The organism is Pseudomonas beijingensis, from assembly GCF_030687295.1.
GTDB lineage: Bacteria > Pseudomonadota > Gammaproteobacteria > Pseudomonadales > Pseudomonadaceae > Aquipseudomonas > Aquipseudomonas beijingensis.
In genome coordinates this window covers 3,529,404-3,550,710 of the sequence record NZ_CP117425.1, presented here as the reverse complement: position 1 = coordinate 3,550,710, position 21,307 = coordinate 3,529,404, and the positions used below count along the sequence as shown (strand labels likewise).

Below are 21,307 nucleotides of genomic sequence, written 5' to 3'. Positions count from 1 at the left end.
TCGTCGGCATCAAGTACGCTGAATGATCAGCTCGCGCCCAACCCGGGCTTCAACCTTGGTGTAGCGCCAGAGCTTGTAAGGACCGTCGCCCACCGGCGTGCTGCGAAACAGATTGCACGCGGCATGCACGGTCTCGATGTCCGGCACGTCGGCCAGCAGATAGGTGGTCCACGGAAAGCCATCGGACGGCCCGACCATGCTCTGGTCGTCATCCATGTTGCCCAGCACCTTGACCCCGGCGAGGTCGTGAATGCCGTTCCACATAGCGCTGAACGCCGCCCACACCTGCAATTGTTCATCGCGCGGGGCATCGAAAAAATTCTGGTTGATGCCCATGCAGAACAGCACGCGCAACATCTTTTTATCGCTCATTTTTCTTTCTCGACGGTTAGAGATAGCCAGGCAGAGGCTGTTTGCCGAAGAACATGGCTCCGGCGTTCTGGTAGGTGATATCGCCCATGAATGCGTGCTGGGTCACCACCTGTGCATCGTTGACGCAGCGCGCCAGTGGGCTGTCGTTGTACACGCCGCTCATGCCTGAGAGCATCTGCGCGGTCCGCGCCACATCCGCGGCTACTCGGGTGGCATGGGTCGATGAGAGGCGAAGCAGGTTGATCGCGGCCGCGGGCACCGCATCGCCGGCCAGTACGTAGTCCCAGGCGCGGTCGATGGACTCGTAGAAAAATGCCCGCGCGGCCCGTAGTCCGGCTTCCGCCCGGGCGATGTCGACCTGGGCCAAGGGCCGATCGGCAATCGCCGGTGCCCCGGTGACCGAGACACGTCCGCTGGCCATATCGGCCAGGGCGTCGAGTGCCGCGCGAGCTACGCCAAGGCCGACCACCGAAAGCACCTGAGTGGCGAATGACAGCGATGGGTAGCGGAAGAACGGCTCGTCCAGGTTCGGCAGGCCGCCGCGCACGAACGTCCACTCTTCGGCGACCCGTACATTTTCGGCCACCAGATCATGGCTGCCGGTGCCGAGCAAACCGACGGTGTCCCAGGTTTCTTCGATGCGGATCTCACTGCGCGGCATCACGGCGATACGTGGCAGGCCGAAGGTATCGCCGTTTTTCGGGGCGATGCCGACACCGACGATGTCCGCGCCCAGGGAACCGCTGGAGTACTTCCAGCGACCGTTGACCACAAAACCGCCATCGACTACTTCAGCCGGTTGCGGCGGAAAGATGCCGCCGGCGAACACCAGGTCGGGACCGTCGGCATACACCTTGGCGATGCTCTCAAGCGGCAGTGCCGCCAGGTAGACCGGGCTCATGCCGAAACTGGCGACCCAGCCGGGCGGAACCGTCGGCCTGGGAGATGCGCTCGATCACCTGACAGAACTCCGCGGGCGAACACTCCAGGCCACCAAAGCGCTTGGGCACCAGCGCCCGGTAAATGCCGTGCTGCTTGAAGGCTTCGATTACATCCTGCGAGATGTAGCGCTGACGGTCGAACTCACCAGCACGGGCACGCTCACGCACCTCGTCAAGCAACACCTCAAAAGTGGGGCCACTGGCAAGCGAACTCACAACATCTACCGCTGGTTTTTTTAGCGAATGCATAGATTTACTCCGTCGACAGGAACGGTATGGGGCTGAGCTGAAAGTCAGTGCCGCGCTCGGATGGAAAAGCGGGCAGATCGAATGAGCGGTGCTGACGCAGTTGACGAGCCTTGGGTCTGAAGGACGACTGCGCGGGCAGAGCGAGCGGGATGAATCGGCATGGTGGTTACCTTTGTTTTTGTGGGTGCCGTTGAGGCGAATCTGAGCCAATTTACGTGAATTGTCAATTGATTTATCACACTTAAAAACACCAAAAATCACGTATAAATAGACAAGAAAAAAAACACAAAAACTAGACTATCTTATTGTTTTATATAGATAACTACTACTTTCACCTAGTAAGAAAACAGCCTCATGATAAAAAAATATTTGTATTTTTTAGCTATCCTTATCGCAAAATCGAAAGACGACTGACACTCCGCTATCACAGGCAAGCCCGCTCCCACACTGGATATACAGGCGAGCCACAGATGCCTTCAGCGCAACGGCGAGAACGGCGCCGGCAGGTAGACCGTGGAGTGCATCTGCAAGAGCTGCGGCGCGGAGTTTTCCGGCGGCCAGGCGCCGTCGGCCACGGCGCGGGTGCGCACTTCAAGACGCTGTTCCAGCGAGCTGTAGGGCCAGATGTGCAGGTAGCGAGGAATCTGCCCGCTGGTGGCATAGAGCGCGGCATACACCGGGGAATAATCCGCCCCGGTGCGACGCGCTACGGCCTTGCCCCAACCCTGCAGCGTTGGCGCGAGCCCACTGGGTACGAGGTTGTATTCACGCAACTCGTAGAACGGGCCATGAACCCCGGGCGGCAACGGTTCGATAAAGGCAAAGGCGCTGTAATCATCGACTTGCTGGCCCAACACAAATGCACCAATCCCGAAGCCATCGGCCGCTAGCAGATACCGCTCGCGCTCGCGTTCGCGAGACTCGGCATCGTCGAACCCACGCAGGACCGCGATACGATTCTGCGAACCGATTTCCGACACCCAACAGCCCATCAAATGAACGCCCTCGCCCGCCTCTTGCAAACTCTGCTCAAGACGCGGCAAGGCTTCGGGCACGGTTCGTACACGCAAGGTAAAGGTCAATAGTTCGAACAGTTTCACGGCGGTCTCCAGAGATCATGCGCACGGCGCGACCGCCGTTATCGGCAGTCGCGAGACAATGGAAGGTGGGGGGTTGTCAGTGAGCGCGTCGGGTCACTGTGCAGCAGGCTGGGGCACCGGCAGCTCGGCGTCGCTGTTCCATGCCTGTACCGGGCGGCCGAACAGGTTCTCGGTCTGGAAATGCGCCATTCGCCACTGCCCATCTTCTTCGGCGAAGCGCACCGTCAGGCGTGCCGCATTGAGATGGGAGGCGCCGCTGGCGAAGGTGGACGTCTGCAACATCACCCAACTACCAACGACGGCGCCGTCCTGCACCTCGATCAGCTCGCTGGTGAGGAAGTGCACGTTGAGGGCAAAGTGCGCCGGCGTTTTCATGTAGCCGGCAAACATCGCCGCAATGGCTTCGCGCCCGCGGTAACCGCCGAAACTCTTGGTGTACTTGGCGCCCTTGCCCTCCCATATCGCATCCTGGGTGAACAGACCAGCCAGCTCATCGAGCGGCGTGTGGGCGTCGAGTGCATCACACAGTACCATGTAGCGGTTCATGCAGGCGCGGGCGCTGTCCTGGATTTCAAAACGGCGCAGGCGTTGTTCCAGGTCTGCGCGTGGGATCACCGTGCTCATGCTCATCTCACCCCTCGTGGCTGGCGTACAGGCGTTCAAGCAAACGGCCGGCAATGGCCAGCAGCTGTTCATCGGCGTCCTTGGCCCCCACCAGTTGCAGGCCCACCGGCAAGCCCTCGGCGCTGGCCAGCGGGATGCTCAACGCCGGGTGCCCCGACAGGTTGAACGGTCGCACGAAGGCCGTCATGCCCAACACCGCCTGGGTGTCGGCTGCGTCGGCGAGGGTCAAGGGCAAGTCCGGCATGGTCGGCAGCACCAGCACATCGACCTGCTGCAATGCGGCGTCGACTTCGGCGCTGAACTGCACGCGCACCTGCTCGGCCTGAGCCAGCGCCGCGGCCGTGGTGTTGCCGGCAGCGGCCAGGCGAGCGGCGATGTCGGCGCCCACTTTGCCGGTTTCCAGCAAGTGCCCACAGGCATCGAAGGTCTCGCGGTTAATCACCACCATGCCGGCGTCATAGGCCGCCTTGAGGCTGGGCAATGCAAGGGTTTCGCTGGGCAGTCGACTGCCGGCGATGGCCGCATCGATCACACGCTGTACCGCTGCGCTGGCCTGCACCGTCACGATGCCCAGGCGCGGCGTATTGGGTACCGACACAGGCTTGAAGGTTGGGTCGATCGCCAGCATGGCTGTGACCAGCATCGGCAGGCTCGCAGCAAACGGGCCAACGCAATCGAGGCTACTGTGCGTCGGCATCACCCCGCGACGGCTGACCCGACCGAACGTCGGCTTAAAGCCGAACACTCCGCAGCAACACGCCGGGATGCGCACCGAGCCCCCCGTGTCGGTCCCCAGGGAAAAATCCGCCAGCCCAGCCGCCACGGCCGCCGCCGAACCGCTGGAGGAACCCCCTGGAATACGCCCGGGAAAACGCGGGTTCGGCGCGGTACCGGTCCAGTGATTGATCCCCGTGGTGCCGAACGCCAGTTCATGCAGGCTGGTCTTCGCCACCAGGCGGCAGCCCTTGTCCAGCAGGGCCTGCACCACATCGGCATGGACCGTGGCCGGTGCGGCGTCAGCCAACGCCTGGCTGGATGCACGGGTTGGCAGGCCGGCAATATCGATGGTGTCCTTGACCATCACGGTCGGCCCATCGCCGCCAAGGGAAAGCTGTTCAATCACCAGGGTCATGTCACGTCACCTTCAGTGCCAAATGCGGAATCAAGACGCCCGATGCGCCGTTCCCTTTTTCACACTCACCGAATATCACGTGAATTGTCAATCAAATTTCAGCCCTACCATGCGACCTTCACCCGCACCCTCAATGCCTGAATAATCGCGCCGAAATCACAAGAAAAGTCTATTATTGGCCGCCTCCCCTGAGCTGAGCACACCATGACTTCTGCAAAAAAAACCGCAAATCGCTACGACCCCGGCAGCGAAAACTTTCACAAGGAAGACTTCCCGTACTACTGGCTGGCCATGGTGCATGGCCGCTACAGCCAGTACATGGAAAAGGCGTTGAAGAAAATCGGCCTGGATATCCCGCGTTGGCGCGTGCTGCTGATCCTCAAGGAGAACGGCCAGTCGAGCATTTCCGAGATCTCCACCCACGCGATCGCCAAGCTGTCGACCATCACCAGGACGGTCTATCGCATGAAGGAAGACGGCCTGGTGGATACCGCGCCCTGCGAGGGCGACGGCCGGGTCACCCAGGTCCGGATCACCACCGAGGGCCGCGCGGCGATCGAACGCATCCAGGTGGCGACCAGTGACGTGTTCAAACGCAGCTTCACCGGCATGACTGAAGCGCAGATCCAACGCCTGAGCCGCTTGCTCAAAACGATGTTCGATAACCTCGGCGAACCTTGAGCCAGGCGCTGGCAGGGACTGTCAGGCATATCCAAGTTCCAGGCAGACTCGCACAAGCAGGCAAACGTGCATCCGCTTTTAATGCAGAGGTCTTTCGAGCGCCCTTCGGGCGCGACAACCCCCTCATTGGAGCGCCGCCATGCACATTGCCTTATTGCCTTCAGTCGCTGCCTTCCTGGCCCGCGACCATTCCAACTTCATCGACGGCGCGGTGCGCACCAGCGCATCCACCCAGCGCATCGGCGTCATCGACCCCGGCACCGGCGAGACGGTCGCCCATCTGCGTGACGCCCAAGCCGAGGATGTAAACCTGGCCGTCGACAGCGCAGGCATTGCCTTCAAGGGCGCCTGGGCGCGCGTCACACCTTACCAGCGCGGTGTCCTGCTCAATCGCCTGGCCGACCTGATCGAAACCCATGGCGAAGAACTGGCGCAATTGGAAACCATGAGTTCTGGCAAGTCGATCAACTTGTCGCGCCATATCGAAGTGGGCCAGAGCGCGGTGTTCCTGCGTTACTTCGCCGGCTGGGCGACCAAGATCGGCGGCCAGACCATGAGCCCGTCGTTTCCCTCCATGGACGGCGAGCAATACAGCGCCTATACCCTGCGCGAACCCGTGGGTGTGGTGGCGGCCATCGTGCCGTGGAACTTCTCGTTGATGATCGGCGTATGGAAACTGGGCGCCGCACTGACCACCGGCTGCACCGTGGTGCTCAAACCCAGCGAATACACCCCCCTGTCCTTGCTGCGCCTGGCGGAGCTGGCAATCGAGGCCGGAATTCCGGCTGGCGTGATCAACGTGGTCAACGGCCGTGGCCAGGTCGGCCAGCAGTTGATCGAACACCCTGGCGTGCGCAAGGTGTCGTTCACCGGTTCAGTGCCCACCGGCATAGCCGTGGGCAAGGCCGCCATGGCCGCCGACCTGACCCGAGTTACCCTGGAACTGGGCGGCAAGAACGCCGCTGCGCTGCTGGCCGACGCCAATGTCGATGACGCCGTGGCGCGCTTCGTGCAGTCGGCCTATGTGCACCAGGGCCAGGTGTGCGCATCGCCCGAGCGCTTGTTCGTGCACCGCTCCATCGTCGAGCAAGTGACGCAGAAGATTTCAGCAATGCTGTCGCAGATGGTCATCGGTTCGCCCCTGGATGAACACGCCCAGTTCGGCCCGCTGTCAAACAAACCGCACTTCGACAAAATCCTCGGCTTTTTCGACCGCGCCCTGCAGGGCAACCAGGTGGTGTGCGGCGCACGCGCCGTGGACCGCGCCGGTTACTACGTGGAACCGACACTGATCGTAGCCACTGGCAAGGACGATCCGCTGCTGCACGAGGAAACCTTCGGCCCGGTGGTGTGCGTGCTGGCGTTCGACGATGAAGAAGAACTGGTCACACTGATGAACGACAGCCCGTTCGGCCTCACGGCGAGTCTCTGGACCAACGACCTGTCCAAGGCCTTGCGCTTGATCCCACGGATCGAGGCGGGCACGGTGTGGGTCAACATGCACACGTTCGTCGACCCTAGCGTGCCGTTTGGCGGGATGAAGGCTTCGGGCATTGGTCGTGAATTCGGCAGTGCATTTATCGACGATTACACCGAACTGAAATCCGTGATCATTCGCTACTAAACAACATCGATAGCGACGCCGTTCGCAAAGCGCGGACTGACAAGATCAGAACCTGGTCGAGATCAGTACCGCGCTATACACATTGAGCTTGTCACCACCTAACTGCTTTCGGACGGTTGTGCGCGCCAGTACACTTTCTGTTACTGAGCGATTGCACCGTTGGCGAACATGTCCGCGACGATGAACCAATTGCCATGCTCTTTTTTCCAGACAAACAGGCTCTTCATCTTGAAGGGAGATTCGTTGCCCACTGGCGTCACGTCCCAGGTCACCCAGGTGTAGGCTGACTCATCGTTGAGTTGTACCAACCGGTTGAGATGGATGACGGTACTCTTCGACCCCTCCATCAGATGCTGAACCAGACCGGTAAGCTGTGCCCTACCCTGATAGAGTTCCGGGACACCTTCGCCGGTGATCTGGGTCTGCTCGGTGTAGACCTGCTCGACAACTGCCTTGGCATCTTTCTTCGGCCAGCTGGCGGCAATGCCGTCGAGTTTGCTCTCGATGATTGTGTGCAGCGGTGTGGGCGACTGCGCATGTGCGCGAGGAAAACCACAGGCCAGAGCAGCCAGAAGCACAAGGGAGGACGACACTTTTTTGTTCATGGGGCACCCGTTTCAAGATTGAATGGCTCAGATCGCTGTAGGCCAGGTTGTAACTGGCACACAGAAATCCTGAAGCAGATGGGCGCCGATTGATTGGTCGTGCTGGACGGCATTTTGCAAATCATTGCCAGTCGCGCTCAAATCGCGGCCAACAAAAAGCCGTGCGGATGCGACACAAAGACAATCACATCGCACGGCTCGCTGAACCCAAGGTCAGTGCCCCAGGCTTCTGTAGGTACTCGGTGTAAGGCCCATCTGCTTCTTGAAGGTCTTGGAAAAATGCGCCGAGTCGGCGAACCCCCAATAGCTGCCGATATCGGTGATTGAGCGATGCGCGCAAACGGGGTCACGAAGATCCTGCGCTGCTTTCAAAAGCCTCTCGCGCAGGATGTAACGGCAAACACTATCGCCACTCGCCTCGAACAGCCTGTAGAGCTGGCGGCTGGAAATACCCAGCTCTTCGGACAGCGACGCTGGCGACAGCCGCGGTGAGTCAAGCCTTTGCTGGATGACCGATTGCACTTCATGCAACTGCCATCCCGGCGAATGGTCGCTCGCCCGGTACTCCAGCACCGACTCAAGCAAGGCCACCAACGCCCCCTGCACGCCCTCGCCATCCTGCGGGCAAGACCAGTGAGCCAGCTCGCCTCCAGCGACCTGACGCACCAGCGTGCCAAGCAGTTGGCCACAGACACCCGTGGTCGACAGCTTGCCGAAACGGGTACGGTCCAGGCCTTTGAACAACTCACGCGGCAGAGGAATCGACACATGGGAAAACAACCCTTGGGGTGTCATTTTCACCGAGTCGGAAAAATCGAGCAAAGCGAGGTCACCTGCTCGCAGGTCAACGACCCGATCCCCCAGCTCAATGGCCATCGAGCCTTGTTGTTGTAACACAAGGAAACACCTATCCGACGAATCGCGCGCACCTACCCGAACTGATTTGGCAATCACATTGGCATTGCTACGAATGTGGGCGACAGCCGTGCTGCCTACCTGCGTGTGTTTGATTTCCCCAATGAAAAGGCTCTGGCAATGGTCATAGCGCGTTTCGAAACGGCCGCAGGCCGCGCGTACACTTTCGTTCCATGCCGACAACGCTTGACCACTCATAGATATTTTCTCCGGGGCTTGCCCAAACTTAGTGCGATTTTCACGTGATTTCGGTAACAAAAAACAGCATTTTAAAGGAGCAAGCACAGAGCGCGCCAACTCGTGAATAAAACAATTGAAGGGGCATTATTTGTCTGTCAACGCCAAGCCTTTGTGCCAGGGTGCCAGCCCATTTGGTTTGCAACCCAAGCCCGCTAGCCTGTGGTGTCAATCACGCGCCGCGGAATCGAACACACTATGAGCCTCGCATTGAGCATTCAAAACAAGATCGCCCTGCTGGCCAGCGTCTGCCTGGCTACAGTGGTGGCACTGGTCGTGGGGCTGTCCCTTGGGCAACGCCAGACCAGTGAGGACTTGATCGTCGACGCATCCGGCCAACTGTTGCTTACGGCGGCCCAGAACAACTTGCAGGCCCAAGGTCAGTCTCAGGCCCTGGCTATTCAACAAGGGTTCAGCCGGGCCTACGAGTTCGGTCAAGGTCTCAGTCGCCAGGTGATGCATCTGCGCGACCGCGCCGACAAGGACCCAGCAGCGTCCCGCGCCTTGAGGCAGGACCTGGCGCAGGTGCTGCATCAGGCAATTACCGAGCGCCCTGAATTGCTGGGCCTGTTCGTTGTCTTCGAACCCGATGCATTGGATGGGCGCGATGCAGAGTTCATCGGTCAGCAAGCGCTGGCCAGCAACGACAGCGGGCGCTTCTCGATGTACTGGCTACAGCCCTCGTCCGGAAAACTGGAAATGGTCCCGGGCGATGAAAAGCTCCTGGCCGATACCTCTCCAGGCCCCAGCGGCGCGCCGTTCAATACGTTCTACACCTGCGCCCGCGACCACGCCAAAGCCTGCCTGCTCGACCCCTACGTCGACAATTCGAGCGCACCGGCGCGGCTGGTCACCACGATTGCCTTGCCACTGATTGAAAACGGCAAAGTCGTGGCGGTAATGGGTCTGGACATCAGCCTGGAGACTCTGCAACGGGATGCTCAAAAAGCGAGCGCCACTCTCTATGACGGCCAGGGCGGCATTTCGATTATCAGTGCGGCAGGCTTGGTGGCCGGTGACAGCCTTCACCCGGAGCAACTGGGCAAGCCATTGCAGGCAACGCTTCCCGCCCAGGCCACGGATGTGCTCAAGACCATGCACGAGGCACAGGTTCGAACCCTTGAAAACGACCAACGAATCAGCGTGATCGTGCCGATTCGTCCCTTTGCCGATGCAACACCGTGGGGCGTGGTGGTCACCGTTGCAAAAGAGGTGCTGGCCGCCCCGGTGGTCACCTTGAAGGACCGGATGTACGCGCAGCGGGTAAGCAGCCTGCTGCTTGAACTCGCCCTGGGCATTGCCGCGGCAATACTGGGCGTCGCCATGATGTGGCTGACGGCCCGCAGCGTAACCCGCCCCCTGCTGCGGGTGGCTCGACTGCTCGAGGATATCGCCGATGGCGAAGGTGACCTCACGCGACGTCTGGCGTACCCGGCCAAGGATGAGCTGGGCCGACTGTGCAACGCCTTCGATCGGTTTCTGGATCAATTGCAACCGGTGATCGCCACAGTGCAGGGAGCCGTACACAACGCTCGCGAGACGGCCAATCAGTCGGCCCAGGTCGCCAGCCTCACACATGCCGGCATGCAGCAGCAGATTCGCGAGTTCGAACAAATGGCAACCGCTCTGCACGAGATGTCAGCGACTTCGCAGGATGCCGCCCAGAGCGCCGCGCAGGCAGCGGATGCCGCGCGGCATGCCGACCAGGCCACCAGCAATGGGGTGCGCGTGATCGAAAACACCGCCCAAGGCATCCAGTCGCTGGCCACAGGCATGAGCAACGGCATGGTGCGTCTGCAAGCGTTATCGTCGAGCAGTCAACAGATCGGCACAGTCATGGAGGTCATCCTCTCGATTGCCCGACAGACCAATCTGCTCGCCCTCAATGCCGCCATTGAAGCCGCGCGGGCCGGTGATGCCGGTCGTGGCTTTGCGGTAGTGGCCGATGAAGTCCGTAGCCTGGCCCAGCGCACTCAGGCGTCAGTCGAAGAGATCGGTGCCGTGGTCGAAAACCTGCACAGCGGTACCCACGATGTGACGGCGGCGATGCAGCAGAGCCATGACCTGGCCCAGCGTAACGCCGTCGAGGCGCGCCTGGCCCTTGAAGCGCTGGAACAGATTCGCCAGGCGGTCAGCGTCATCACCGACATGAACGTGCAGATCGCCTGCGCCACGGAAGAACAGAGCAGCGTCGCCGAAGAGATCAACCGCAACGTCGTAGCGGTGCGTGATGTCACGGCCTCGCTGTCGACCCAGGCCGAACGCTCCGCGAGCATCAGTCAGCAACTGAACGAACTGGCCACTGAGCAACAGGCACTGGTGCAGAAGTTCAAGACCTGAGCGCAGACCAAGCAGAAGCTTTCACTCATTCAGGTGCTGTACGCGTACGCACTGGCAGCTGCCTTTTTCTATCCACCCAGGATGCACCTATGTTCAAGACCGCTTTGCTGACGTTATCGCTGACGTGCACACCTGTACTTGCCGAGACAAATATGAATTCAGATGTCGATGAAAACGCCTTTGTGGCACTGATGCAGAAGGAAATCACCAACCGAGCCACGGCGCGCTACGCCATCGGGGCCATTCTGGGGCGGGATCAGCCACAAGCGGCCGTACAGTTCTGGAGCAGCTATCAAGCACTGGAGGCGTTGAACGAGGAAGTCTATGCAGCGCCGACCGCACAATTGGGTGTGGAACCGAACCGTTTCAGCGCGTGGCTCAAAGGCCATTCAGCGGCGTTGTACTACTGGCTGGCACCCAAGCGCATGATCACGACCATGGCGCAGGCAACCGGGGAGTACTATCAGGAGCTACGTGCCGATGCCGCGCAGGTACCTGCACGGCATGAGGATTTCTATCAGTACGTATTACGCCAGGAGAAGGTTCAGGTTGAAGCCTTCACCCTGGCCGACAAGGATGATTACGCCACCGCCAGCGAACGCCTGGCGGCGTTCGTCGAGGCTCAGCGCAACACCCTGGTGCGCGCTGAGTAGCGCTTACAGTCGGGAAAGGACTGCGGTGTCTGAACCCTGGGTGCGCTTGAACGCAAGCTGTACTCTCAACACCGCAACACCGTAGATGGCCAGGACCGCCACCGAACAGGCGCCGGAGAACACCAATACTGCAGAGTAGCCGAATTCCTCGATCAGGAACCCGCCAATGGCCGGCCCGAATGCCGCACCGAGGGACAGGCACAGCGCGCCCAGTGCGACCAGCTTGCCCGACAGGTCGAACTCAGCCATGACGCCAAAGGTATAAGCCAGCACGAAGCTGATCGAAAAGAGAAAGCAGATAACCCCAGCAACGTACGTAGCAAGAGAAGAGAACTGCGCCAGGGCCACCAGGCCCAGCAGCTCCGCCAGGATGATCACGGCCACCGGCATGAAGCGCCCCACCTTCAGGCCAATCGCCGACGCGATGAAACCACCGCCGGCATTGATCAAAAAGCCCAATGCCAGCACCATCCCGATGGTATCGGAGGTCAGTCCGGTCTTTTTCCCCATGAGTTCAAGGAACGCCCACACAGACATGATGCCGGTCAGGAACACCAGGCTGGCAACCAGACTCAACCATACGATGGCTCGACTCTCGGCGCTGGCAATCAGCACGGAGGCATCGGACGCATCCAGTTGTCGCTCGCTGCGGCGTGGCACCCAGGGCAGCGGCAAGATGCCCATCACCACCATGGCAATGGCGATGGTGATCAACATGCCTTCAAAGCCCCAGACGGGCGCCACCGCCACCGGCAGCACGATGAGCAGAAAGGCACCCGGCACGGTCTCGATACCCAGCTTGAAACCAAACGCACGTTCAGGCTGAGAACTGTCACCGAAGATCGTCATGGCCAGGGCATACAAAGCACCTGTCCCGGCGCCGGCCAGGGCCATGATTACCAGCAGCATTTCATAGGAAGGGGCACGCAAAACAGACAACACCGCGCCCACCACTACAGCCGACGACAGTGCCGAAATAACCCGCCAACTGAGCTGGTGAATCCACAGCAAGGAGGCCAGCCCGAACGCCCCAAACCCCAGGTTCATGGCCATGGCGAGATTGCCCAGTTGATGCTCGCCAAGGCCGAAACGCTCCGCAAGCGCTCCAAACAGCACGGGAAGCACGTTCAATAACAGCGCGCCTGCGCCCGAGACCAGCCCTGCACACAGATAAACGGATACTTTATCGATCGGATTTTTTTTTGTAGTTTTCATTTTAAGTGTCCTGGCTTGATAAACAGAGGCTCAAGTTTGCTTAACGGCGGCCTACACGGTAGGCATTGAGTTGGCGAGAAACCTTGCCCAGGGAGCACAGCACAGCCCTGAAACGGTCCTTGCCGAAAATACGCTTGCGCGGAATCGAGCTCATCGCATCCCATGCTGGCGAGCCACCGCTCATGCCATCGGCGATAACCCTGGCGATCACCTGACTGGGTGTGACCCCGAACCCGGAGTAACCCTGCACATAGAACACATTCGGATGCCCTTCCAGCGTGCCGACCTGTGGAAACAGGTTCATCGTGCAGTCCATCGGGCCGCCCCATGCCAGATCGATCTTGGTATTGGCAAGGTAGGGAAACAACCTCAACATCTTTTTGTGGGTCCAGACCTTTAGGTCCAGAGGGACATACTCAAGCAGCATGCCGGCAGTGCCGTACATCAGGCGGTTATCCGAGGTGATCCGGTAATAATCGATGATCGGCGTGATATCGCTGAAGGCGCCACGGATCGGGCTGATACGCTCGACCATTTCGTCGGTCAGCGGCTCGGTGACCGTATTGAACGCATACACGTTGATGGTGGAACGGTCGAGTGAACGGTCCAGCTTGTTGAGGAAGGCCCCGCAGGCAAACAGCAGCTTGTCAGCCTTGACCGAACCTTTTGCCGTCCTCACGGTGACCTGGGGCCCGTAGTTCACCTCAAGCACGGGAGATTGCTCGAAAACTCTAGCGCCATGGATTTCAGTCAATGCCTGAGCCTGCCCAAGCAGCAGGTTCAGCGAATGAATATGCCCATTGCCCATATGCTTGAGCGCGCAGGTATAGACGTCGGACCCGACAATACTGCGTACCTGTGAACCTTCCAGGTAAGTGATTTCCTGATCTGGGTTCAGACTCTGGAAGTCTTTGGCCCAGGCCTGCAACAGCTTGCCCTGACGCTTGTTGAAGCCAAGGTAACCGTAACCATGCCGAAAATCCGCCTGGATGTCGTACCGCTCGATGCGTTGCTTGATCAGGCTCGCACCCAGGTCGCTGATTTCGAAGATCGCCTTGAGCCCCTCGGGGCCGACATCCTTTTCGATCGTCTCCAGATCATGGCCGATGCCCGCCATCACGTGGCCGCCATTGCGCCCCGAACCGCCGAAGCCCAGGTAATTGGCTTCCAGCACCACCACATTGGTAATACCCCGCTCGGCCAGCTCCAGTGCCGTGTTGATACCCGAAAACCCTCCCCCGATGATCACGACCTCAGCCTCGATATCATCTTCGAGGTCCCGATAATGCAGGTCGTACTTACGGGTCATGGTGTAGTACGAAGAAGGGTTTTCCAGAGACAACGACATGCCAGCCTACCTTTTTATTATCAGGGCCATACAGCGACGATAGCCTCCCTGGATGCATCGATAGCCAACATTGCATTGGCCGCGTAATGCGCATCCGAACGACACCGCTCTGCTTATCACGCCTATAGTGTGTAGCGGATTGGCTGGGCTGGCATGTCCAATATTGCCGGATTTTTGGTTAAGGCTGACAACTCATCCGCCAGTTGGCTCAAGCCTGCACTGCTACCGAGCGGGCAGGCGTACGGAGGGTGAAAACATAGGCTGCGAGGCAACCCAGCCCGCAACACCCCACCACCAGGCACATGGGCCACGACGTGCCGTCGGCCAAATGGCTCACCCACAGACTGGCCAGCGCTCCGGTAGCGAATTGCACCGAGATTCCCAGTGCGACGCTCGCCCCGGCCTGGCGTGGAAACAGCGCCATCAGGCAGGCCGTGCAATTGGCCCCGAGCAAACCGGTCACGCCCATGTAGAGCACCATGCAACACACGATGCTCGCCAGCCCGCCCCATTCGGTAAACCCTACGAGCAACAGCATCAGCCCAGCCCCGCCCGCCAGCACGGCGCCCACGCCCAGCATGCGTTGCGGCCCGTAACGGCCCACCCGGCGGGCATTGATGAAGGTCACCAGGATGATGCCGAGGATGTTCAGGGCGAACAATCCACTGAACACCCGTGGCGACACCCCGAAGTAAACGACATAAACAAAGGGCGAAGCAGTGATAAAGGCGAACATGCCGCCAAACGCCAGAGACATGCACAGGATCAACGCCACCGCCCTCGGCTGGCGGGCAATGGCAAGGTAGGCCGCAAAGGCCGCCTTAACCGACGCGCCACGCTCCTGCACCGGCAAGCTCTCCTTCAAGCCCAGCGCGACCATCAACAGGCACAGGCTGGACAGGATGAACAACGCGGCGAAGATCGTACGCCAGCCCTGGATCAGCACCAGCCAGGTACCAATCATCGGCGCGACCAGCGTCGCCATCATGGTCAACAGGTGCATCCACGACAGTACCTTGGCCGCCTGCACCAGGCCCACCAAATCCCTGGCGACAGCGCGGGCCAGCACCAATGCGCCCGCCCCGCCCAGCGCCTGAAGAAAGCGCCAGGCAATCAGTTGCTCGACACTGCCGGCAAACAGGCACCCCAGGGTTGCTACCACGTAGACCATCAGGCTGCCCAATAGCAGGGGACGACGACCATAACGATCGGACAGCGGACCGTAGAACAACATGCCCAGGCACAACCCGGCGAGAAAAGCACTGATGGTATGTTGCACCTGCGCAGTGCTGCTCGACAGGTCCTGGGCGATTTGCGGAAGACTGGGCAAGTAAGTGTCGATCGAAAACGGCACGAAGGCCGTCAGCGATGACAGCAATGCAATCAGCCGCGCACGTGCGTTCATCGGCCCGGCCTCTCGAGGCGTTCAAGAAACGCGACGACCAGCCGATTGAAGACCTCACCTTGATCGTCATACACAGAGTGGCTGGCGTCCGCGACTTCGGCCATGCACGCCTGCCCATTGCTGTCGCGCATGGCTTGCAGCGTCGCCGCCGGCAGAACATCCGAGCGTGCACCACGAATGAGCAAGGTCGGCCAATCCAGGGCACGCACCGCCGGATTGATGAAAAAACGGCTGTCCGGGGACATCGTTTTGCTCCGTGAGTGCAGGACCTGCGACTTAGAAACGATCAAAGCGATATGGGCTTGGATCGATGATCGGCGTATGCCCGCTGACGAGATCGGCTGCCAGGTGACCAGCCGCCGGCGAAGTACCGAAGCCGTGTCCGGAAAAACCGGTGGCCACGGTCAGGCCGGGAATTTGCGCGACCGGCCCTATCACCGGATTCGAATCCGGAGTCACATCGATGGTACCCGCCCAGGCCTGGGCTATCTTCGCTTGCTCGAACACCGGCCAGGCAGCCTTGAGGTTATTCATTGCATCATTATTGAGCCGCGGGTTGGCGGCCGGATCCTGCACGCGTACGCGTTCGAACGGGCTGACGCTGTCGGCTGACCAGCGCCGGGACAGCGCCAGGTCGTTGAAAAAATACTTGCCCAGCGACACGTTCAACACGCTGCGCTGTGCTCGGAACTGCGGCATGTATTGCTTGGCAAGTAACAGGTGGTCGAGCGTCAAAAAGGCGTCCAGCTTGCCGCGCTGGGTAATGATGAAGCCGCCGTCCTTGTGTTTGCGAAACGAAAAGTCCGGCGCCCCCACGGCAATTTCGGTGGGCCCTTGCATCGGATGGGTACGCAGCACCGAACAGGTCAAGGCCAGCGTCGGCAACGACACGCCGAGATTGCCCAGAAAACGCCGCGACCACATCCCGCCTGCAAGCAATACCTGGTCGCAGCGGATCTCGCCTTTCTCTGTGACCACCCCACTGACCTTGCCGGCGGACATTTGCAGCGTCCGCACCGCACACTGCTCGATGATCACCACGCCCAGGGCCATGGCGGCCTTGGCAATCGCGCTGCTGGCCAACGTCGGTTCCGCGCGAGCATCGGACGGCGTGTAGATCCCGCCGGCCCAGTCATCCTTGCCGCCCGGCACGAGCTGCGCGATCTCGCGCTTGCTGAGCAATCGTGAATCAAGGGAGAGGTGCTCGACCGATTTGAGCCAGCCTTCATGCATCGCCATCTGCGCTTCGTTGCGCGCGACGAACATGATGCCCTCTTGCCGGTAGCCCACATCCGCGCCAACGCGCTCAGGCATTTGTGCCCACAAGCGGTCCGCGGCCAGAGCCAGCGGAATATCGCCGGCATGGCGACTGGTCTTGCGCACCCAGCCCAGGTTTCGTGAGGACTGCTCGCCGGCAATACGGCCTTTTTCCAGCACCACTACGGCAATATTGCGCTCGGCCAGGGTCAGCGCAGCCGTCAAGCCGATGATTCCACCGCCGATGATGACGACAGAGGTCGCGGTGGGAAACACGGTAGACGTATTCACGGGCGCAATAGTCGGGGCCATGATCAAGACTCGATAAGCAATGGAGGTTGGCCGCGCAAGCGCACGGCCGTGTAATGGTTTACTGCGACAGACGAATGACTTCGACTTGCGCCTTGGAGGCGTTGCGATAGGCAGTCACTTCCAGTTCCACCTTGTAGACCGTCGAACCCAACGGCGGGCACGTGACCGTACTGGCCGGGTCGACGCCGCGAAACTTCTCGCCGATCAGGGTCATGACTGCCGGCACATCCTTGGGGTCCTGGATGAACACCCGCGAGCACACCACATCGGCCAGGCTTGCATCGACGGCGGCCAGGGCGGTTTCGATGTTGGCGAAGACCTGGTGCGTCTGCTCGAGGATGTCCTCCGGGATCAGTTTGGTTTGCGGATTGCGGCCAGCGGTATTGGACACATAGATCCAGTTGTCCACCACCACCAGGCGCGAATAGCTGGCCTGGTCTTCAAATGGGGAACCGGTCTTGAGCTTGATGATTTTTGTCATGTCGAAGGTCTCGTCAGTTGGGTCAGGAATGGCTCAGCGCAGCACCGGGGTTTCCCACAGATTCAGTTTCACGCCGATGCCTTTTTCGATGGCATTGCGGTACACCACGGTGCCCCAGGCCACGTCTTCCCACGGGCATGCCGCCCACCGACATGATGATGATCTCTTCATCGTTGCGACGGCCTTGGGCTTCGCCGGCGACGATCTTGCCGATGTCTTCGAGCTCGTCCGCCCGCATCTTGCCTTCGGCGATCATGTCCATGAAACGCACGCCGATCACCGGTACGCAGTGGTGCGCAGGCTTGGGCAACTCTTCGAACCAGGCTTCATAGAGACCGGTGTTATCCAGCACCTTGCGCACGTCGACACGCTCCATCCCTTCATCCAGGGAGCAGGACGCCGGCATCGCCATGAAGGCCCCCGGTTTGACCCACTCGCGTTTGACGATTGGGTAGTTTGAGGGGTCGCCCACCCTCACCAGAGCTACAATAAGTAACAAGGTCGGAGTCACGTACCACCTCTTCGAGGCTGTCGACCACTTGTATCGTGGTGACCTGTGGGTAGGTTTCCTTAACCCAGGCAATAAAATCATTCAGGCTTTTCTCGCCACGGCCCTTGATCTTCAAGGTATCGATTTGCGGGCATACGGCGATGAATGCGGCGAGCGTGGTCTTGCCCATCACACCCGGACCGAGCAGACCGACCACTTTCGAGTCCTTGCGGGCCAGGTGGCGCGCGCCGACGCCGGGAATCGCACCGGTGCGATACGCCGACAGCAGGTTGGCGGACATATGCGCCAGCGGTGCGCCCGTGTCGGGGTCATTGAGGGTAAACATCAGAATCGAGCGTGGCAGGCCTTTTTCGCGGTTGGCGATATTGGAGCCGTACCATTTGACGCCCGCGGTGCAAAAGTTGCCGCCCAGGTAGGCCGGCATTGCCATCATGCGCCGGTCAGCGGTGGGCTTGGGCATGTTCGGGAACGGCGAATCCTTGGGAAAAACCACCATCGCGCCATGGGAATCATTGTTCGGGCCTGCCATGCGGTAATCACCGATGTACAACAGGCCGAACATCTCCTCCATGGTGTTCACACAGGCCAGCATGTCGGTCACGCCAGCGCGGATCATGTCCTGCTCGGACAGGTAGATGAAGTCTATTTTTGTAGTAGTTGACATAGTTATTCTCGAACTGAAGGTGATATCGCTGCGGTAGGCGCTGCTCCCACGCTATCGAGGTCGAGTATCAGGGCGCGGTTTTCGGCGGTATTGTAAATTTCGGACATTGACGCTTGTCCCTCCCGCACGTAAGAGTTGGCGCGAAAAATGCGTGATTATTCGCGTATTTTTCCACTCAAGGGTCCGGTCATGGTCAACCTGCGCGCGCCGACGCTACGGCACCGCACCGCGTACGAACAACCCTGGTTCGTGCTCAGTTCATCGCGGTATTCGGTAATACCTTCCGACCACCCGGCGATTTCGCATTTCTATGCCTTCGATGTCGCCCACTCAGCTGACCTGCTGGCGGTGCCGGACGGCTGCGTGGACATCGTGTTCGACTGTGATACCACACGCCCGAGTGTGAGGATCTGTGGCACTCCGCTGGAGGCGCAACGGGTTGAACTGCTCCAGGGGCATCATTACTTCGGTGTGCGCTTTTCGCCGGGGGTAATACCTGGTTTCATCAACGTACTGGCTGAGGACCTGACCGAACAGGAATGGGATCTGCTGGAAGTCTCTGCGTTTGCCCAGCGCATTTTCGAAAGCATCGTCAAAGCCCCGCAGTTGCACGAACAGGTGAAGCTGTTCAACGACTACCTGGCCCCACGCCTGATGGGCAGGACATCGAAACTCACCGCGATGGTCATCCAGCAGGCAATCGCGCGCCGTGGCGATCTGCGCATCCAGCAGCTTGAAGACCTCAGTGGCTACACCAGTCGCACCATCCATCGCCAGTTCAGCCAGGACACCGGCCTGTCACCCAAGACCTTCTGCAGGATCATCCGCTGCCAGACAGCCCTCGACACCCTGAATACCCAACACGAAGTGTCGTTCTCGGAACTGGCTCTGGACCTGGGCTTTTCCGATCAATCGCACTTCCTGCGCGACTTCAAGAAACTGATCAGTACAACCCCTTGCGAGTACCAGCGCAAAATGCTGCAGAACGCCTATAACGACCGCATCAGCATCGCCTGAGCCCTGGCCCTGCTCGCCGGCAAAATAAGCGGCCCCATAGCGTCTGCCCTATTGAAACTTGAGGGTTCGCGTTTCAACAAGGTGCCAAGGCAGCCGCCCAATCCTCATTTTTAGCGCTCGTAATGCTCGAGCCCACATTGAAGCCCTGCCGCCGCTCAGTGCGTCATCCACTCACGCCGGCATGCCTGCGGCGCCTGGGTGCCAGCACACTCCGAGCGACTGACAATATGTCAGTCAGAGAACGCTCATACAGGCTGCCGCCGGCCTTGCAGCCTTTGCTTATCGGCCTTGCGCTCATGGCCCTGACGTAAGCGCAATGCCGCTATTGCCGCAACCACCAGGATGATTGCCACGATTTTCATTCCATCCATCGCGTTGCCGGTACTTTGCTCGATCAACCCCATCACAGAGGGCCCGAAAAAACCGCCCAGCAGACCGCAAGAGTTGACGAACCCAAGGCCGCCGGCGAGCGCCGCACCTTTTAGCCGCGAAGCCGGGTAAAGAAAAATGATCGACTGCACGACGAAGAACATCACCGCCGAAAGACAGAAACCCAGCAGGCTGATCACCGGTCCCGCCAGCGAGGCGATTCCCAGGCCAGCAGCCATGGTCAGCAATCCCATGACCAATATCTGTCGAGAGCGTTGCGGTGTAGTGGCGAATCGAGGCAGCGCTATTGCCCCCGCCGCTGCCGCCAACCAAGGCAAGGAAGTCAGCAATCCGATCTGCAAGGTGCTGAGGTCACCGTATTTGCCAATGATACCGGGCAGGAAAAAAATCACCGTATAGACCGTGATCTGATGGCAGAAGTAGACAAGGATCGCCAACAGGATTTGCGGAGTCAGACATTGTTTGAACGAGTGGCCACCGCGACCGGCGCCCTCCTCCGCTTCAGCTGCCAGCCCCCGCTCGATCTGCTCGGCTTCAGCGGCGCTCAGCCACGGGGCCTTGTTCGGGCGGTCTGGTAATTTTTTCCACACAACCATGGCGAAAAACACGGCTGGCAGACCCTCCAGCATGAACATCCACTGCCAGCCGCGCCAGCCCAAGACGCCGTCCAACTGCATGAGCGCAGCCCCCAACGGGCCGCCAATGATGTTGGCAAAGCACACACCCAGCAGAAAATAACCGGTAGCACGGGCTCGCTGTTCCCGGCCAAACCAATACGTCAGGTACAGCATGACACCGGGGAACAGGCCCGCTTCGGCGATGCCTAGCAACAAACGCAGGACGTAGAACGACGTTTCACCTTGAACAAAGGCCATCGCTGCAGAGATCAAGCCCCAGGTCACCATGATTCGTGCAATCCAGAATCGAGCGCCGACCTTGTGCATGATCAAATTGCTAGGCACCTCCGAAAGTGCATAAGTGAGAAAGAACAATCCCGCTCCCAGTCCATACGCGGCAGCAGAAATACCCAGATCGACATCCAGTTGATGTTTGGCCAACGCGATATTGGTGCGGTCGAGGAAGCTCAATACGTAGGCGGCGATCAGCAGCGGCATCAATTTGACGAACATCAGTTTGTTTAATGTTGCTGAATCTCGGGGCAGAACAGATGTTTCGATGATTCTTGTGGTTGTCATCGCACAAAACCTCTTGGCCTTTACAGCCTCTGAAAATC

The 21,307-nt window shown here is 59.8% G+C and carries 18 protein-coding genes and 3 pseudogenes; 6 read left to right on the top strand and 15 right to left on the bottom strand.

Features of this window, described 5'->3' with window-relative positions:
• Positions 1 to 9 precede the first annotated feature (9 nt).
• The 5 genes and pseudogenes from PSH84_RS16100 to PSH84_RS16080 all read right to left on the bottom strand — a co-directional run bounded on the left by PSH84_RS16100 (position 10) and on the right by PSH84_RS16080 (position 4,418).
• Positions 10 to 372 (bottom strand): IacB protein, encoded by a 363-nt coding sequence (locus tag PSH84_RS16100; RefSeq protein WP_122568274.1) that lies wholly within the window; start codon positions 370 to 372, stop codon positions 10 to 12.
• Positions 373 to 388: 16 nt separating this feature from the next.
• Positions 389 to 1,562: pseudogene (gene iacA / locus PSH84_RS16095) on the bottom strand (indole-3-acetate monooxygenase).
• Between the two features lie 476 nt (positions 1,563 to 2,038).
• Positions 2,039 to 2,662, bottom strand: coding sequence for an NIPSNAP family protein (locus PSH84_RS16090; RefSeq protein WP_305470558.1), 624 nt, complete (start codon positions 2,660 to 2,662; stop codon positions 2,039 to 2,041).
• Positions 2,663 to 2,755: 93 nt separating this feature from the next.
• Positions 2,756 to 3,286, bottom strand: coding sequence for a nuclear transport factor 2 family protein (locus PSH84_RS16085; protein ID WP_305471180.1), 531 nt, complete (start codon positions 3,284 to 3,286; stop codon positions 2,756 to 2,758).
• 7 nt (positions 3,287 to 3,293) lie between these two features.
• Positions 3,294 to 4,418, bottom strand: a complete 1,125-nt coding sequence (locus PSH84_RS16080; RefSeq protein ID WP_305481365.1) for an amidase — start codon at positions 4,416 to 4,418, stop codon at positions 3,294 to 3,296.
• Between the two features lie 204 nt (positions 4,419 to 4,622).
• Here PSH84_RS16080 and PSH84_RS16075 point away from each other — a divergent pair, with 204 nt between their 5' ends.
• A complete protein-coding gene (locus PSH84_RS16075; protein ID WP_305470556.1) occupies positions 4,623 to 5,099 on the top strand; it encodes a MarR family winged helix-turn-helix transcriptional regulator in 477 nt (158 codons plus the stop codon).
• A 139-nt stretch (positions 5,100 to 5,238) separates the two neighbouring features.
• On the top strand, positions 5,239 to 6,723 hold the full coding sequence (locus PSH84_RS16070) for an aldehyde dehydrogenase family protein (RefSeq protein WP_305470555.1): 1,485 nt from the start codon (positions 5,239 to 5,241) through the stop codon (positions 6,721 to 6,723).
• A gap of 140 nt (positions 6,724 to 6,863) precedes the next feature.
• Here PSH84_RS16070 and PSH84_RS16065 read toward each other — a convergent pair whose 3' ends face one another.
• Positions 6,864 to 7,328 carry a nuclear transport factor 2 family protein gene (locus tag PSH84_RS16065; protein WP_122568268.1) on the bottom strand — a complete coding sequence of 155 codons (465 nt, stop codon included), beginning with the start codon at positions 7,326 to 7,328 and terminating at the stop codon, positions 6,864 to 6,866.
• A 213-nt stretch (positions 7,329 to 7,541) separates the two neighbouring features.
• A complete protein-coding gene (gene feaR / locus PSH84_RS16060; protein ID WP_122568267.1) occupies positions 7,542 to 8,441 on the bottom strand; it encodes a transcriptional regulator FeaR in 900 nt (299 codons plus the stop codon).
• A 237-nt stretch (positions 8,442 to 8,678) separates the two neighbouring features.
• Between feaR and PSH84_RS29030 the strand changes: the two are divergent.
• From PSH84_RS29030 to PSH84_RS16050, 3 genes and pseudogenes are all read left to right on the top strand, one after another.
• Positions 8,679 to 9,914 (top strand): annotated as a pseudogene (locus PSH84_RS29030) (methyl-accepting chemotaxis protein); the annotation flags it as partial.
• A gap of 150 nt (positions 9,915 to 10,064) precedes the next feature.
• Positions 10,065 to 10,820 carry a methyl-accepting chemotaxis protein gene (locus tag PSH84_RS29025; RefSeq protein WP_439653601.1) on the top strand — a complete coding sequence of 252 codons (756 nt, stop codon included), beginning with the start codon at positions 10,065 to 10,067 and terminating at the stop codon, positions 10,818 to 10,820.
• 152 nt (positions 10,821 to 10,972) lie between these two features.
• The gene (locus PSH84_RS16050; RefSeq protein WP_305481364.1) at positions 10,973 to 11,473 is read left to right on the top strand and encodes a hypothetical protein; all 501 of its coding nucleotides are present in this window, start codon (positions 10,973 to 10,975) and stop codon (positions 11,471 to 11,473) included.
• 3 nt (positions 11,474 to 11,476) lie between these two features.
• Here the strand turns inward: PSH84_RS16050 and PSH84_RS16045 are convergent, their stop codons facing one another.
• The 7 genes and pseudogenes from PSH84_RS16045 to PSH84_RS16015 all read right to left on the bottom strand — a co-directional run bounded on the left by PSH84_RS16045 (position 11,477) and on the right by PSH84_RS16015 (position 18,666).
• On the bottom strand, positions 11,477 to 12,688 hold the full coding sequence (locus PSH84_RS16045) for an MFS transporter (protein WP_240998513.1): 1,212 nt from the start codon (positions 12,686 to 12,688) through the stop codon (positions 11,477 to 11,479).
• Between the two features lie 40 nt (positions 12,689 to 12,728).
• On the bottom strand, positions 12,729 to 14,036 hold the full coding sequence (locus PSH84_RS16040; RefSeq protein WP_122568264.1) for an NAD(P)/FAD-dependent oxidoreductase: 1,308 nt from the start codon (positions 14,034 to 14,036) through the stop codon (positions 12,729 to 12,731).
• Positions 14,037 to 14,244: 208 nt separating this feature from the next.
• Positions 14,245 to 15,441, bottom strand: coding sequence for a multidrug effflux MFS transporter (locus PSH84_RS16035; RefSeq protein ID WP_305470553.1), 1,197 nt, complete (start codon positions 15,439 to 15,441; stop codon positions 14,245 to 14,247).
• Complete coding sequence (locus PSH84_RS16030; protein WP_436278744.1) at positions 15,438 to 15,686, bottom strand: alpha/beta fold hydrolase; 249 nt, start codon at positions 15,684 to 15,686, stop codon at positions 15,438 to 15,440. The genes PSH84_RS16035 and PSH84_RS16030 overlap by 4 nt, the downstream gene beginning before the upstream one ends.
• A 31-nt stretch (positions 15,687 to 15,717) precedes the next feature.
• Complete coding sequence (locus PSH84_RS16025; protein ID WP_122568262.1) at positions 15,718 to 17,010, bottom strand: NAD(P)/FAD-dependent oxidoreductase; 1,293 nt, start codon at positions 17,008 to 17,010, stop codon at positions 15,718 to 15,720.
• 58 nt (positions 17,011 to 17,068) lie between these two features.
• On the bottom strand, positions 17,069 to 17,491 hold the full coding sequence (locus tag PSH84_RS16020) for a RidA family protein (protein ID WP_092169062.1): 423 nt from the start codon (positions 17,489 to 17,491) through the stop codon (positions 17,069 to 17,071).
• A 33-nt stretch (positions 17,492 to 17,524) separates the two neighbouring features.
• A pseudogene (locus PSH84_RS16015) lies at positions 17,525 to 18,666 on the bottom strand (ornithine cyclodeaminase family protein).
• 189 nt (positions 18,667 to 18,855) lie between these two features.
• On the opposite strand from PSH84_RS16015, the gene PSH84_RS16010 reads away from it, so the two are divergent.
• Positions 18,856 to 19,683, top strand: coding sequence for an AraC family transcriptional regulator (locus tag PSH84_RS16010; RefSeq protein ID WP_305471178.1), 828 nt, complete (start codon positions 18,856 to 18,858; stop codon positions 19,681 to 19,683).
• A 245-nt stretch (positions 19,684 to 19,928) separates the two neighbouring features.
• Here the strand turns inward: PSH84_RS16010 and PSH84_RS16005 are convergent, their stop codons facing one another.
• Positions 19,929 to 21,269 carry an MFS transporter gene (locus PSH84_RS16005; protein ID WP_122568260.1) on the bottom strand — a complete coding sequence of 447 codons (1,341 nt, stop codon included), beginning with the start codon at positions 21,267 to 21,269 and terminating at the stop codon, positions 19,929 to 19,931.
• Positions 21,270 to 21,307: the final 38 nt, after the last annotated feature.